Raw genomic sequence first — 14,503 nt, 5'->3', positions numbered from 1 at the left:
GAACGACTGATCAAACCGTCAGAGCGGCATCTGGCTCGCGAAGGCGACGTTCGAGGAACTCGGGCGTGGCGAAGAGCGCAACCAGGATCGCCACGTTCTCCCAGAAGAAGATGTTCATCAGCAGCAGCGTCGACACGTGGAAGCCGACGATCGCCACCAGCCACGGGATTTGCAGACGTCGCCACAGCAGGATGAGGACGGCTCCCGCCTCGGCGACGGTGGCCAGGAGCATGCCGAGAACCAGCACCGCACCTGCGCCACGCACCTGGAGCAACTCCGCACCCAGGCGGAAGTCATAGGCGGCGTACTCCAGCGAACGTGCCTCGACCCAGCGCTCGATCGTGCCGTCCGTGAAGACACTCCAGCCGCCGTAGATGATGCGGCGCAGGCCCACGAAGGTGTAACTCGTCGTGGCGAACAGGGCGCACGCCAGGAGGCCGCCGGCATACGCCTTCGAGCGAGCCGCGGAGACCCGGTTCGTCATGACACTGAATGCGTCAGCCGCCGGTGAGACAGCGAGCATCAGGGTCGCGAACATTGCCAGCGCCTGACCGTGGTTCACGTAGGCCTGCGTCGCCTTCATCGCTCCGTCGTGCCAGAGCACGAGCAGGAACGCCGTCACGCCGAGGAGACGCCACGGCCGAAGGCCCAGAACGCATGCGGCCGTGAAGACCAGCCCGGCGCCCCTCAGCAACTCCAGCGCCACCGGCGAGCTCAGCAGCGTCGCCACAGGCAGCAGCTGCATGATGCCGACCGGCTGCACCGCCTCCGATGGCAACAGTGCGTAGCTGGCGACCGGTGTGGTCGCGAGTCGGATGAACCAGACGCCGAACACGACGATGCGGACCACGGCGAGCCGCTGGGCGGCCACGGTGCTCTCGATCATCGCTGCACCACCAGGACCGTCCGGCAGTCCGTGTGCCGAGCGATCCCTGTTCCCGCGACAAGACACGAGCGCGCCTCGACGGCGTCCACGTCAGGATCTCCGTGCGCGTCGAGGAGTCGGTGCAACAGTTTCGTGATGGCTTGCTCGGCCCCCGTGTCCCCCTCCTCCGCGCGAACACTCAGCTCGCCGAACCGGTCCATGATCTCGCGGCCGAGCACGTTCGGAACGAGGTCGGCGATCGGCAGATGGCCGACCTCTGCGCCGTCCGCGAGCATGACGAACGCCGGATACGGCACTTCGGCGGCAGGCTCGGTGTACATGGCCCAGTCGCTGAACGGGTAGATCGGCAGGCTGATCGGCGACAGCTGGGCAACGAGGACACCCACCGCCAGCCCGGTGAACACGACCTTCTGCGTTCGGTTCCAGAGATCGAAGGGGCGCAGCCGTCGGACCACGAGTGCGACCAGCCCGGTCACCAGCCAGACCTCGACGAGCCAGCGGTTGAATCGAGGCACGCTGACGCCCCCGGACACGTCGAGGATCAGCGGCACGACGACCAGGCCGACGAGCGCCACGATCCCCAGTGCCCACCAGGCGATCCAGAAGCGGCTGGCGGACTCCAACCGTTCCGTCACCGACACGACACGACCTTGCCCCTCGCCCCTGGAGGACCAATCGTGCCAGAGCATCGCGTCCGCCGACCCACGTTCGACAGGTCGGATCACCCGGCGCGCGGATCAGTCCGACGCGCGCCGGGCGTCGAGGTCCAGGTTCGTGCCGTCCGGACCCTTCACCTCGACCTCGTCGAAGCGGGCGAACAGGTCGAGCTCGAGGTCGTCGGCGCGGAGCTGGACCGTCAGGGTGTGGCGGGTGCCGTCGGCGGCGCTGGAGCGGCCCTCCATGCTGAACTGCGGCGACCACTCCCCCGGCCGCGGCTCGGGCCGCCCGAACAGCGGCGCCGCCACCGCCGCCCCGCCGAACGCGCCGGCCACGTCGACCAACTGCGCGTCCGTGAACGTGTGCAGCAGCCGCCGCCCGTCCTCGACCGAGCGGAACGAGGCCAGGACGGTCGACACTGGATGCACCAGCAGCTGCACCCGACGATCGTCGGCGTCCCCCCACGGGTAGCGCTCGGCCGTGGGCTCCAGCGTCACGGCCAGCACCCGGTAGCGGGGATCCAGCTCCATCCCCCACACCAGCGCTCCGTCGAAGACCTCGTCCAGATCGGACAGTGACACCTCGACCGCCTTTCGTCCATGGTCCGGTCACCCGGCCGGGAGGACCGTAGCTCCGAACACGCCACGGTCCGGCTCCCACCGGGCCCTGCCGGGCTCGCCTAGGCTTCGTGCCCGCCGCGAGCCCGCCGGACAGGAGACCCGCGTGCAACAGACCGCCCCGGCGCCGGCTCCCGCCTCGCCCGCCGGCGGGGAGTCGATGATCGAGCTGCGGCAGCTCACCAAGCGCTTCCCCGGAAGCGACACGCCGGCCGTGGACGGGCTCAGCCTCACCGTCCCGCGCGGCGAGGTCGTGGTGCTCGTCGGCCCCTCGGGCTGCGGCAAGACCACCACGCTCAAGATGATCAACCGGATCATCGAGCCCACCAGCGGCACGGTCCTCCTCGACGGCACCGACACCACCCAGCGGGCCCCGCACGAGCTGCGCCGCGACATCGGCTACGTCATCCAGCAGATCGGGCTGTTCCCGCACAAGACCATCGGCCAGAACGTCGCCACCGTCCCGCGCCTGCTCGGCTGGGACAAGGACCGCATCCAGGCCCGCACCACCGAGCTGCTCCAGCGCATGGACCTCGACCCGGCACTGGCGTCGAGGTATCCCTCCGAGCTCTCCGGCGGGCAACGTCAGCGTGTCGGGGTCGCCCGGGCCCTGGCCGCCGACCCGCCCGTGCTGCTCATGGACGAGCCCTACGGCGCCGTCGACCCGCTCGTGCGCACCCGCCTGCAGGACCAGCTGCTGGAGCTGCAGCGCGAGCTCGGCAAGACCATCGTGTTCGTCACCCACGACATCGACGAGGCCATCAAGCTCGGCGACCGCATCGCCATCCTCAACGTCGGCGGGGTGCTGGAGCAGTACGCCACCCCCACCGAGCTGCTGCGTTCCCCCGCCAACGACTTCGTGCGCTCCTTCCTCGGCGCCGAACTCGCCCTCAAGCAGCTGTCGCTGCTGTCCGCGTCCGACGGCGACCTCGTCCGCGGCCCGGTCGTGGATGCGACCGCCTCCGCCGACGACGCCCGCCGCGTCGCCACCGAGGAAGGCGTCGACTGGATCGGGGTGCTCGACGGCGACGAACTGCGCGGCTGGCTGTGGGTCGACGACCTCGACCCCACCCGCCGCGTCGGCGACCACGACACCCGCGAGTTCCGGGTCGTCATCAAGGGCGACACGTCGCTGCGTGGCGCGCTGGATGCGATCGTGACCACCCGCAACCAGGTCGCCGTCGTCACCGACGGGCCGCACTACCTCGGCATGTTGTTCATCGAGGACGTCGCCCGGCGGCTCGCGACGTGAGCACGGCCGTGGTCGCCCAGGCCACCCGCCCGCTGCTGGAGTGGGACTGGGTCGTGCGCAACGCCGACTGGATCTGGGCGCAGACCCTCCAGCACCTGTACTTCACGGTCGTGGCCGTCGGCTTCGGACTGCTGATCTCGCTCGGCCTGGCGCTGGTCGCCCTGGGCTACCGACGCACGCTCGCGCCGATCCTGGCGTTCGGCGGGGTGCTGTACACGATCCCGTCGCTGGCGCTGTTCGCGCTGCTGGTGCCGTTCACCGGCATCGGCGACCAGGTCGCCATCATCGCGCTGATCACCTACACGATCCTGATCCTGGTGCGGAACATCGTCGCCGGCATCGAGGGCGTGCCCGCCGAGGTACTCGAGGCCGCCGACGGGATGGGCTACCGGCGCGGGCGCCGGTTCCTGGAGATCGAGCTGCCGCTGGCGCTGCCGGTCATCGTCGCCGGGCTGCGGATCGCGTCGGTGACCGTGATCGGGCTGGTGACGGTGACCGCGCTGCTCGGCCGCGGCGGGCTGGGCGCCTTCATCCTGCGCGGGTTCCGGACCCTGCCACCGTTCCCCAGCATGATCGTGGTCGGCACGCTGCTGTCGGTCGTGCTGGCCATCGTCATCGACGTGCTGCTGCTGGGCGTCGAGCGGGCGCTGACCCCGTGGGCGCGGCGGAGGCTGCCGGCATGATCGAGCTGTTCGGCGACACGGCCGCCTGGCTGGCCGAGCCCGTCCGGTGGAGCCTCACCGACCCGGCCGGCGTGCCGTTCCGCACCATGCAGCACCTGTGGGTGTCGCTGGTCGCGATCCTGCTGGCGGTCGGGCTGGCGATCCCGCCGGCGCTCTTCCTCGCCCATCACCGCCGGGCCGAGGCGGCCGCCTCCGCCGTGGTCAACCTCGGCCGCGCCATCCCCTCGTTCGGCCTGATCGTGCTGTTCTGGCTCCTGGCAACCCGCACCGGCTGGGTCGGCACCCAGTTCTGGCCGCTCGTGCTGGCGCTGACCGCGCTGGCGATGCCGCCGGTGTTCACCAACACCTACACGGCCGTGCGCGGCGTCGACGCCGCCACCGTCGAGGCGGCCCGCGGCATGGGCTACACCGAAGGGCAGGTGCTGCGCCAGATCGAGCTGCCGCTGGCCAGCCCGGTGATGCTCGCCGGCGTGCGCATCGCGTTCCTGCAGGTCATCGCCACCACCGCGATCGGCGCGATCGTCACCAACGGCGGCGGGCTCGGCCGCTACGTCGTCGACGGGTTCGCGCGCGGCGCCGGCGCCCGCCACATCGTGCTCGCGGGCGCGCTGCTGCTGGCCGCCCTGACCCTGCTCGCCGACGTCGCCTTCACGCGTCTGGAACGGCTGCTGGTCCCCAGCGGCGTCCGCGACGACACCGCCCTCGCCGACGTCGCCAACCGTGCCGGCGCCGCCGGCTGACCACCTCGTGCCGCGGACCGCTCCGGTCCGCGACCCCCGCCTACGCTCCCGAACCGACCTGACCGAGAGGAACGACCCATGCGTACCGTTGCGGCGCGCGCCGGCCGCCGGCGCCGCCTGACCCGCACGCTCGCCCCGGTGGCAGCGCTCGCGCTGCTGCTCGCGGCCTGCGGCGGCGACGGCGAGGACGCTGAGGAGACCCCCGACGCGCAGACCGGCGACCCCGCCGAGGAGGAGCCGCAGGGCGCCGACACCGAGGTGCCCGAGGGCCCGGAGATCGCGGTGGCGTCGTTCAACTTCCCGGAGTCGACCATCCTGGCGGAGATCTACGGCCAGGCGATGGAGGACGCCGGCTACCCGGTCGGCCGCGAGCTGGACCTCGGCGCCCGTGAGCTGATCTTCCCGGAGCTGTCGGGCGGCAACCTCGACTTCCTGCCCGAGTACCTCGGCTCGGCCCTGGTGGTCGGCTTCGGCGAGGAGGCGCCCACCGACGTCGACAGCGGCGTCGAGGCACTCCGGGCCGCCTTCGAGGAGGACGACGTCACGGTGCTGGAGCCGGCGCCGGCGGAGAACGCCAACGCGTTCGTGACCACCGCCGAGTTCGCCGAGCAGAACGGCGTGAGCTCGCTGGCCGACCTGCAGGGCACGGCCATCACGTTCGCCGGTCCGCCCGAGTGCGAGGAGCGCGACACCTGCCTGCTCGGCCTCACCGAAGGCTACGGCCTGGACGTGGAGTTCGAGTCCATCCAGGAGTCGGCCGCCCGCCTGGCCGCGCTGCAGGCCGGTGACGTCGACGTGATCCTGCTGTTCTCCACCGACCCGCCGCTGGCCGACGAGTCGCTGGTGCGCCTGGAGGACCCCGACGCCATCGTGCCGCCGGAGAACATCGTGCCGGTGCTGCGCACCGAGGTCGTCGACGCCTACGGCGACGACCTGGTCTCGCTCATCGACGGCATCAGCGCCCAGCTCACCACCGAGGTGCTCATCGACCTCAACAGCCGCGCGGCCGAGGGGCTCGCACCCAACGAGATCGCCGGCGAATGGCTCCAGGAGCAGGGTCTGGTCGGCTGACCTATCACCATCCGCGAACCCCGCCTGCAGGCCCGCCACGACCCGTCGTGGCGGGTTTGCCGCTTTCCGGGTCGTTCCCGACCGCGCCGACCGTTCGGAGCCGATACCCGGTGGTGTTGAATCCTCGCCCATTGCCCACCTCTCGAGCCGCGGGACGGGGACTTGCACGAACACATCGACGATGCCGCCTGCGCGTCCCTGATCGACGGGATCGACTGGGCGGCCACGCCGCTCGGGCCCGCCGAGCACTGGCCGCAGAACCTGCGCACGGCGCTGGACGTCTGCCTCGCGTCCAAGTTCCCCATGCTGATCTGGTGGGGCGACGAGCTGGTCATGCTCTACAACGACGCCTACCGGGTGATCCTGGGCGACAAGCACCCGGCCTCGATGGGGGCCCCCGGCCGGCGGGTGTGGCCGGAGATCTGGGACGTCATCGGTCCGATGCTCGACCAGGCCATGAGCGGTGAGGCCACGTGGTCCGAGGACCAGTTGCTGCGGATAGACCGCAGCGGCAGCGTCGAGGAGAGCTACTTCACCTTCTCCTACAGCCCCGTGCCCGGCGCCGACGGACGCATCGACGGCATCTTCACCGCCGTGACGGAGACGACCGAACGGGTGCTGCAGGACCGCCGCCTGCGGGTGCTCGGCCGGCTGAGCGACCGCGCCCGCGAGCTCACCTCCTCCGAGGGCGCTCCGGCCGCCCTGCTGCCGGTGCTCGGCGAGGATCGCGGTGACGTGGCCTTTGCCGCCCTGTACCTCGTCGACGGCGAGAAGGCCTGCCTCGACGCCCAGTCGTCACTGGACCCCGAGCTGGTCGGGCAGAGCTGCCCGCTGGACCGCGACGCACCGTTCGAGCTGGCAAAGGTGGTCCTGGACGGTCCGGCGCTGGTGAAGGTGCCCGGCTGGCTCGACGACGCGCTCGAACCGCTGGACGGGCCCTCGCCGCGGCAGGCCTACGTGCAGCCGTTGCGGGACCCGGGCGCGGCCGAGGTCACCAGCGTGCTGGTCACCGGCGTCAACGCCCAGCGCCCGTGGGACGAGGAGTACGAGAACTTCCTCGCGCTGGTCGGCGACCAGGTCGCCAAGGCGCTGGCGGACGTCCGCGCCGCCGAGCAGGAACGCGCCCGGGCCCAGGCCCTGGCGGAACTCAACCGGGCCAAGACCGAGTTCTTCAGCAACGTCAGCCACGAGTTCCGCACTCCGCTGACGCTGCTGCTGCGCCCGCTGGAGGACGTGCTCAGCGACCCGGACCTGCCGGCCGGCTACCGCGACGACCTCGACGTCGTGCGGCGCAACGCCGACCGCCTCACCAAGCTGGTCAACACGCTGCTGGACTTCTCCCGCATCGAGGCCGGCCGCGCCGGCGCCAGCTTCGTCGCCACCGACCTGACCGACGTCACCGGCGACCTCGCCAGCGTGTTCCGCTCCGCGGTGGAGCGGGCCGGCCTGGACTACCGGGTCGAGCTGCAGGGGCTGCCCCAGGCCGTCCACGTCGACCGGGACAGCTGGGAGAAGATCGTCTTCAACCTGGTGTCCAACGCCATCAAGTACACGTTCGACGGCCACATCGCCGTGCGGCTCCGCGACGGCGGCGACCACGCCGTGCTGGAGGTCGAGGACACCGGTGTCGGCGTGCCACCCGACGAGGTCGGGCGGCTGTTCGAGCGCTTCCACCGGGTGCGCGGCGCGCGGGCCCGCAGCCACGAGGGCACCGGCATCGGCCTGTCGCTGGCGCGTGAGCTGGCCCGTCTCCACGGCGGCGACATCGAGGTGCAGACCACCGAGGGGGTCGGCAGCACCTTCCGGGTCGCGATCCCCTACGGGCGCGCGCACCTGCCGGCCGACCAGGTCGACGCCGCCCCTGCGCTCGAGCGCACCCCGATCGACCCGACCGTGTTCCTCGACGAGGCGCTGGGCTGGACCGAGCCGGGCCGGGCGGACGCGCCATCGGTGACCGCCGCCGACGTCGGCGACACCGGCGGCGCGCACGTGCTGGTCGTCGACGACAACCCGGACATGCGCCGCTACCTCGTGCGGGTGCTCGGCGAGCACTACGAGGTGTCCTCGGCCGTCGACGGCACCGAGGCGCTCGCACGCATCCGCCAGCGCACGCCCGACCTGGTGCTGACCGACGTGATGATGCCCAACCTCGACGGCTTCGAACTCGTCCAGGCACTGCGTGACGACCCGGACCACGCGCGCCTGCCGGTCGTGATGCTCTCCGCCCGGGCCGGCGAGGAGGCCACGGTCGGCGGCCTGGACGCCGGCGCGGACGACTACCTCGTCAAGCCCTTCACCAACCTCGAGCTGGTGGCCCGCATCCGCACCAACCTGGACATGGCCCGCTACCGCGAGCGGCTCGCCGCCGACCGCGTCCGAGACGAGATGATGGCGGGGTTGTCCCACGACATGCAGACCCCGCTGGCCTCCATCCTCGGGTTCCTCAGCGTCGTGGAGTCCGCCGAGCTGCCCGAGTACTCGGCCGTCGCCGGGCGGGTGCGTCGGCAGGGCCAGCGCCTGCGCGGGCTGGTGCAGCAGTTCCTCGACTTCTCCCGCCTCGACGGCGACCGGCTCCCCGACGTGCAGCCGGTGCCGCTGCGCCCCGCCGACGTGGTCGCGGCGGTGGCCGACCTGTGCGACACGCCGCTGCCGGACACCGACGTGGAGGACTCGCTCCCGCTGGCGCTGGGCGACCCCGACCGGGTCGAGCAGATCCTGGTCAACCTGTGCAACAACGCGTTGAAGTTCGCGGGCGAGCAGCCCATCTGCCTGCGCGCCTACGCCGACGGGGACCAGGTCGCGTTCGCGGTCAAGGACCACGGCGAGGGCATCCCGGCCGACGAGCTCGAGCGCGTGTTCGACAAGTTCTTCCGCGGCCGCGACAACGAGGGCGTGTCGGGCACCGGCCTGGGCCTCTACATCGGCCGGGCGCTGGCCGAGGGCATGGGCGGTTCGCTGCAGGTCACCAGCCCCGAAGGCGAGGGCGCGACCTTCACCCTGCGCATCCCCCAGGCCTGACGCCGACGGGCCGGGTCTCGTCGCGACCCGGATTGTCTAGGCTGCGCGGTCACCCCCGGATCCTTGGAGCGTCGTTGCCCAGCCGACTGCCCGCCGTGCACGTCACGACCGACGGCGTCGACGAACTGGACGTCGACGCGCTGGTCGTCCCGGTCTTCCGCGGCGCCATCGAGGCGCCCGGCGCGGAGCAGGCGCTGCGGGCGCTCGGGCTGGACGAGGTGCCGCGCGACGCGAGCTTCCGGGGCCGGCTCGGCGAGGTGCTCGACCTCGCCGCGCCGGGCCAGCCGTGGGGCCGGGTCACGCTGGTCGGGCTCGGACGCATGGACGAGCTGTCGCCCGAGCAGCTGCGCCGCGCCGCCGGCGCCGCCGTGCGCCACCTCGCGCCGAAGTGCCGGACGCTGGCGACCACCCTGGTGCTGGTGCGCCCGGGGCTGGAGACCGTCCGGGCCGTCGCCGAGGGTGCGCTGCTGGGTGCCTACCGCTACGACGACTGCCGGCCCGAGCGCGACCCGTTGCGCCTGGACGACCTGACCCTGGTGGTGCCCTCGTCGCTGGCCGAGGACGCCGGCCGGCAGCTCGAGCTGGCCCGGCTGCACGCCGAGGCGCAGAACATCGCCCGTGACCTCGTGACCACGCCGCCGAACCTGTTGGGCCCCGCCGACATGGCCGAGCAGGCCCGCGCGCTGCTGCCCGACGCGGTCGAGGTCGAGGTCTGGGACGAGGAGCGGCTGGTCGAGGAGCGCTGCGGCGGTCTGCTGGCGGTCGGGCGCGGCTCGTCGCGGCCGCCGTGCCTGGTGCAGCTGCGCTACCGGCCCGAGTCGCCGGTCGCCAAGGTCGCGCTGGTCGGCAAGGGCATCACGTTCGACACCGGCGGGATCTCGCTCAAGCGGCCCTCGCCGATCATGGAGGCGATGAAGGGCGACATGGGCGGCGCCGGCGCCGTGCTGGCGGTCTTCGCCGCGCTGCCGGAGCTGGACGTCCAGGTCGAGGTCGTCGGCTACCTGTGCCTCGCGGAGAACATGATCGGCGGCGACGCCCAGCGTCCCAGCGACGTCATCCGGATCCGCAACGGCACCACCGTCGAGGTGATGAACACCGACGCCGAGGGCCGGCTGGTGCTGGCCGACGGGCTCAGTCTGGCCGTCGAGGACGACGACGTCGAGGCGGTCGTCGACGTCGCCACGCTGACCGGCGCTGTCGCCCGTGCGCTGGGCAAGCGGGCGGCCGGGGTGTTCGCCAACGACGACGACCTGCTACGGCAGCTGTTGACCGCCGCGGAGAGCGCCGGCGAGACCCTGTGGCACCTGCCGCTGTGGGAGGAGCTGCGCGACAACCTCGAGTCCGAGGTGGCCGACCTGGAGAACCTCGGCCGCGGCGACGAGGCCGGCGCGACCATGGGCGGGCTGTTCCTGCGCGAGTTCGTCGCCGAGCGGCCCTGGGCCCACCTCGACATCGCCGGGCCGTTCTGGCAGGACGCCGACCGCTACCACAACCCCCGCCACGGAACCGGTTTCGCGGTCCGCACGCTGCTGCGCTGGTTGGAACTCGCCGGCCGCTGAACGCGACCGGCGCCGGTCGGCCGTCGACCTAACGTCGACGGGCGTCACCGGGCTGCGGTCCGGCGGTCGGTGGGGCCACGCGATCCCAGACGCCAGCGCAGGCTGCCGTCGTCCAGGTCGATGGCGGCGATCTGCCCGTCCTTGCCGATCTCCTCGACCATGGCGGAGTGCTTGCCGACCCCGATCACGGTCGCGACCCGCCGGCTGAAGCGCACCGTGCCGTCGTCGGTCTCCAGCACCTCCAGCAGCAACCGTTTCCCCGAGTCGTCGTCGGGGCCGACCAGGACGGCGCGCTCGTCGTCCGCGGCCGTGACGGCCGTGTGCCAGCGGGTCGAGCGGTGGGTCCAACGCACACCGCCGCGCGCATCCAGGGCGACCGTGACGCCACCGCTGGCCACGATCGCCCCGCCGTCGTGGGCGCGGACGCTCACCGAGGTGGTCGTCTCCGGCGCCGGTCCGGGCGCCGACCTCGCCACCTGCTGGGTGACGGGCAGGCCGATGGCGGTGAGGCTGACGTCGAACCTCGGCCAGCCCGTGACGGCGTCGGAGGCCAGCAGCCGGTCGTCTTCGAGGACGATGATCAGCCCGCCACCGACGGCGGCGGGCGGCAGGTTGCTGCCCGGTGGTGCCGGTTCGCTGGTGGCGGTCCGCCCGGCGCCGATCTCCACCACCGCGCTTCCCGGCAGCCGGTCCGGCGTCCACACGCGGACGCCGGCCAGGACGGCGACCAGCACACCGATCGCGGCGGTCCCGGTCAGCAGCGAGGTGCGGCGGTGTGGGCGGCGCGGCGTCGACGCGCGTGGCCGCGTGGGCGTCAGGACGGCGCCGCACCGGCCGCAGAACCGCGCGGACCTGCCGCGCCAGACGGCGAGGCAGGCCGGACATCGCTTCGCACGCTCGAGCACCGCTCACCGAACGCCTGAGGCCCGTTCGAGCCAATCAGCGTCCGGGCGAGGCGTCCGGGACGTTCCTAACCCGAATCGAGCCGGCGTCGCGATCGCTGGTGCCTTCGTCCTCCGCCGCCAAGCCGGGCGTACCGGCCGTCAGGTCCGTTGCGCCTCCAGCAGTTCGGTGACGAAGGTCCACACGACGCGCAGGTCGCCGCCGGCGTCCCACCAGTCGCGCGGAGTGTCCAGGGCGAGGTCGACGTGGGTGAACGTGTCCAGGGTGTGCAGTTCGGCGTGTGGGATCGCGTCGCCCAGCCGCAGCAGTTCCGCGTACGGGATCGCCGGGTCCTGCGTCGAGTGCATCGCGATCACCCGCGTGTCGATGTCGTCGGCGACCGTGACCGGTGACACCTCGGCCAGCCGGCGCTGGAGTTCCTCGGGGATCTGCCGGGCCAGCTCGCGGGTGCGGTTCGGGTCGTCGTTCATTGCCAGCTCGTAGGCGGCGCGGATCGGTTCCGGGAGCGTGTCGGGATCCCGCTCGCCGTCGAGGACCTCGACGACCTCGGCGCGGAACTCGGCCGGCAGGAGATCGACCAGTTGGTCGCGGATCACCTGGTCGGCCAGCGGATGCGGGTCCCACGCGATCGCCCGGTCGCCGACCAGCGCCGTGCCGGTGGTGCCGGCCTGCACGACGCCGAGCAGGTCCACGTAGGAACCGAACGTCGCCACCCCCAGCAGCTGGCCGTCCAGCCTTGGATCGGCGGCGGCAAGCAGCCCCAGCGAGCCGCCGAAGGACGCGCCGACCAGCAGCACCGGCCCGCGCTCGAGGGCCAGCTCGAGCGTGATGTCGGCCAGGTCGTGGACGTCGTCGACGACGAGGTCCTGTTGGTACACCCGCAGCTCGGGCATGAACACGGCCCGCTTCGAGCGCGCCAGCGCCTCGGCGACCCGCACGATCCGTGGGTCGTCCAGGCCCTCCGGTGCGGCACCCGGCACCAGCAGGACCACCGGCGCGTCGGGGCCGGGGTCGAACCAGGCGCCCTCGACGCCGGCGATGGTGCGCTGGCCGGTCGTGACCTCGGCGGCGAACGGGCGCGGGACCGGCACGCCCAGCGCGTCGAGGCTGGTCGCGGCGGCCACGGCCCGGACCCGCAGCGCCGGCACGGCCGCGACCGTCGCGGCCAGGACGCCGAGCACCACGACGAGCACTCCCAGTCGGCGCAGCCACCGCCGGCCGCCCGGCTCACGGCCGTGGCCGGGCGTCTCGTCGGTGACTGCGGTGGCGGGCATGCCGCCAGTGTGGGGCTAGCCGACGGCCGCCGCAGCCGCCCGACCCGCCGCCCGGCCGGAGAAGATGCAGCCGCCGAGGAAGGTGCCCTCCAGGGCGCGGTAGCCGTGCATGCCACCGCCACCGAAGCCGGCCACCTCGCCGGCCGCGTACAGGCCCGGCACCGGTTCGCCGCCGGGCTGCAGCACACGGGCGTCCAGGTCGGTCTCCAGGCCGCCCAGCGTCTTGCGGGTCAGGATGTTGAGCTTCACGCCGATGAGCGGGCCGGCGTCGGGGTCAAGGATGCGGTGCGGCGTCGCGACCCGGATCAGCTTGTCGCCGAGGTAGGTGCGGGCGTTGCGGATCGCGGCGATCTGCAGGTCCTTGGTGAACGTGTTGGCGAGCTCGCGGTCGCGGGCGGTCACCTCGCGGCGGACCTGCTCGAAGTCCAGCAGCGGCTCGTCGGTGAGCTGGTTCATGCCGCGCACGAGCGCTTCGAGGTTGTTCTCCACCACGAAGTCCTCGCCCTTGTCGAGGAACGCCTGGACCGGCCCGGACGGGCCCGAGCGCACACGCGTGGACAGCAGCTTCAGGTCCTTGCCGGTCAGGTCCGGGTTCTGTTCGGAGCCGGAGAGCGCGAACTCCTTCTCGATGATCTTCATCGTGAGCACGAACCAGGTGTGCTCGTGGCCCGTGCGGGTGATGTGCGCCAGCGTCCCGAGCGTGTCGAAGCCCGGGAACAGCGGCACCGGCAGACGCTTGCCGGTCGCGTCCAGCCACAGCGACGACGGGCCGGGCAGGATCCGGATCCCGTGGTTGGTCCAGATCGGGGTGTGGTTGGCGATGCCCTCGGTGTAGTGCCACATCCGGTCGGGATTGATGACGTTGGCGCCGGCGTCCTGGGTGATCTGCAGCATGCGCCCGTCGACGTGGTCGGGCACGCCCGACAGCATCCGCTGCGGTGGCGGGCCGAGCCGCTCCGGCCAGTTGCGGCGCACCAGGTCGTGGTTGGCGCCGATGCCGCCAGAGGTGACGACGACGGCCTGCGCGCGCAGCTCGAACTCGCCCACCTCGACGCGGGAGCTGCGCTCACCCCGCTGCACGTCGGAGGGCTCGAGCACCTTGCCGCGCACGCCCTGAGCGGCGCCGTCCTCGACGATCAGCTCGTCGACGCGGTGACGGAAGTGGAAGCGCACCAGACCGCGCTCGGCCGCTTCACGCACGCGCCGTTCGAACGGTTCCACCACGCCCGGCCCGGTCCCCCAGGTGATGTGGAAGCGCGGCACCGAGTTGCCGTGCCCGTACGCGCCGTAGCCGCCGCGCTCCGCCCAGCCGACGATCGGGAACCACCGCATGCCCTGCTCGTGGAGCCAGGCGCGCTTCTCGCCGCAGGCGAAGTCGACGTACGCCTCGGCCCACTTGCGTGGCCAGTGGTCCTCGTCGCGGTCGAAGTCGGCGGTGCCCATCCAGTCCTGCAGGGCCAGCTCGCGCGAGTCGTCGATGCGCATGCGGCGCTGCTCGGGCGAGTCGACGAAGAACAGCCCGCCGAAGGACCAGAACGCCTGGCCGCCCAGCGACTGCTCGGGTTCCTGGTCGACCAGCAGCACGCGCCGGCCGGCGTCGGCGAGCTCCGCCGTGGCGACCAGGCCCGCCAGTCCCCCGCCCACCACGATGACGTCCGCGTCGTATCCCATCTGCCTGGCTCCTCTCCGCCCGCCCGGAACCGTAGTCGCGGTCGGTCGACCGGGAAGGGCCCGGCTGGGCGTAGGGGGCGGTGTGCGCGGCCGGAACCCGTGTCCCGGGATCCGTGGCCGGGATGCGTGGCCGAGATCCGGATCGACGCCCGGGCCGGGGCGAGGCCTCGTG

The 14,503-nt window shown here is 72.4% G+C and carries 12 protein-coding genes; 6 read left to right on the top strand and 6 right to left on the bottom strand.

What is annotated here, in order from left to right; all coding sequences use genetic code 11:
* Positions 1 to 10: 10 nt before the first annotated feature.
* The 3 genes from ACERM0_RS00330 to ACERM0_RS00320 all read right to left on the bottom strand — a co-directional run bounded on the left by ACERM0_RS00330 (position 11) and on the right by ACERM0_RS00320 (position 2,124).
* Positions 11 to 886: a hypothetical protein gene (locus tag ACERM0_RS00330; protein ID WP_373676491.1), complete on the bottom strand. Its 876-nt coding sequence runs from the start codon at positions 884 to 886 to the stop codon at positions 11 to 13.
* Positions 883 to 1,527: a hypothetical protein gene (locus tag ACERM0_RS00325; protein ID WP_373676490.1), complete on the bottom strand. Its 645-nt coding sequence runs from the start codon at positions 1,525 to 1,527 to the stop codon at positions 883 to 885. The genes ACERM0_RS00330 and ACERM0_RS00325 overlap by 4 nt, the downstream gene beginning before the upstream one ends.
* A 96-nt stretch (positions 1,528 to 1,623) precedes the next feature.
* The gene (locus ACERM0_RS00320; RefSeq protein WP_373676489.1) at positions 1,624 to 2,124 is read right to left on the bottom strand and encodes a hypothetical protein; all 501 of its coding nucleotides are present in this window, start codon (positions 2,122 to 2,124) and stop codon (positions 1,624 to 1,626) included.
* Positions 2,125 to 2,266: 142 nt separating this feature from the next.
* Between ACERM0_RS00320 and ACERM0_RS00315 the strand changes: the two genes are divergently transcribed.
* The 6 genes from ACERM0_RS00315 (at position 2,267) to ACERM0_RS00290 (ending at position 10,483) form a co-directional block, all read left to right on the top strand.
* Positions 2,267 to 3,412, top strand: a complete 1,146-nt coding sequence (locus ACERM0_RS00315; protein WP_373676488.1) for a betaine/proline/choline family ABC transporter ATP-binding protein — start codon at positions 2,267 to 2,269, stop codon at positions 3,410 to 3,412.
* Positions 3,409 to 4,095 carry an ABC transporter permease gene (locus ACERM0_RS00310; RefSeq protein ID WP_373676487.1) on the top strand — a complete coding sequence of 229 codons (687 nt, stop codon included), beginning with the start codon at positions 3,409 to 3,411 and terminating at the stop codon, positions 4,093 to 4,095. Before ACERM0_RS00315 ends, ACERM0_RS00310 begins: the two co-directional genes overlap by 4 nt.
* A complete protein-coding gene (locus ACERM0_RS00305) occupies positions 4,095 to 4,835 on the top strand; it encodes an ABC transporter permease (protein WP_373676942.1) in 741 nt (246 codons plus the stop codon). Before ACERM0_RS00310 ends, ACERM0_RS00305 begins: the two co-directional genes overlap by 1 nt.
* A gap of 78 nt (positions 4,836 to 4,913) precedes the next feature.
* Positions 4,914 to 5,906, top strand: coding sequence for an ABC transporter substrate-binding protein (locus ACERM0_RS00300; RefSeq protein WP_373676486.1), 993 nt, complete (start codon positions 4,914 to 4,916; stop codon positions 5,904 to 5,906).
* A gap of 162 nt (positions 5,907 to 6,068) precedes the next feature.
* Entirely contained in the window at positions 6,069 to 8,924 is a 2,856-nt protein-coding gene (locus ACERM0_RS00295; protein WP_373676485.1) for an ATP-binding protein, read from the top strand.
* Positions 8,925 to 8,998: 74 nt separating this feature from the next.
* A complete protein-coding gene (locus ACERM0_RS00290; protein ID WP_373676484.1) occupies positions 8,999 to 10,483 on the top strand; it encodes a leucyl aminopeptidase in 1,485 nt (494 codons plus the stop codon).
* A gap of 44 nt (positions 10,484 to 10,527) precedes the next feature.
* Here the strand turns inward: ACERM0_RS00290 and ACERM0_RS00285 are convergent, their stop codons facing one another.
* The 3 genes from ACERM0_RS00285 to ACERM0_RS00275 form a co-directional block, all read right to left on the bottom strand.
* Positions 10,528 to 11,388: a hypothetical protein gene (locus tag ACERM0_RS00285; protein WP_373676483.1), complete on the bottom strand. Its 861-nt coding sequence runs from the start codon at positions 11,386 to 11,388 to the stop codon at positions 10,528 to 10,530.
* Between the two features lie 138 nt (positions 11,389 to 11,526).
* Complete coding sequence (locus ACERM0_RS00280) at positions 11,527 to 12,660, bottom strand: alpha/beta fold hydrolase (RefSeq protein ID WP_373676482.1); 1,134 nt, start codon at positions 12,658 to 12,660, stop codon at positions 11,527 to 11,529.
* A 15-nt stretch (positions 12,661 to 12,675) separates the two neighbouring features.
* Entirely contained in the window at positions 12,676 to 14,331 is a 1,656-nt protein-coding gene (locus ACERM0_RS00275) for an FAD-binding dehydrogenase (protein ID WP_373676481.1), read from the bottom strand.
* Positions 14,332 to 14,503 lie beyond the last annotated feature (172 nt).

Source organism: Egicoccus sp. AB-alg2 (assembly GCF_041821065.1).
Lineage (GTDB): Bacteria > Actinomycetota > Nitriliruptoria > Nitriliruptorales > Nitriliruptoraceae > Egicoccus.
The sequence above is the reverse complement of the archived record's forward strand: the minus strand, read 5'-3'. Positions and strand labels throughout refer to the sequence as shown.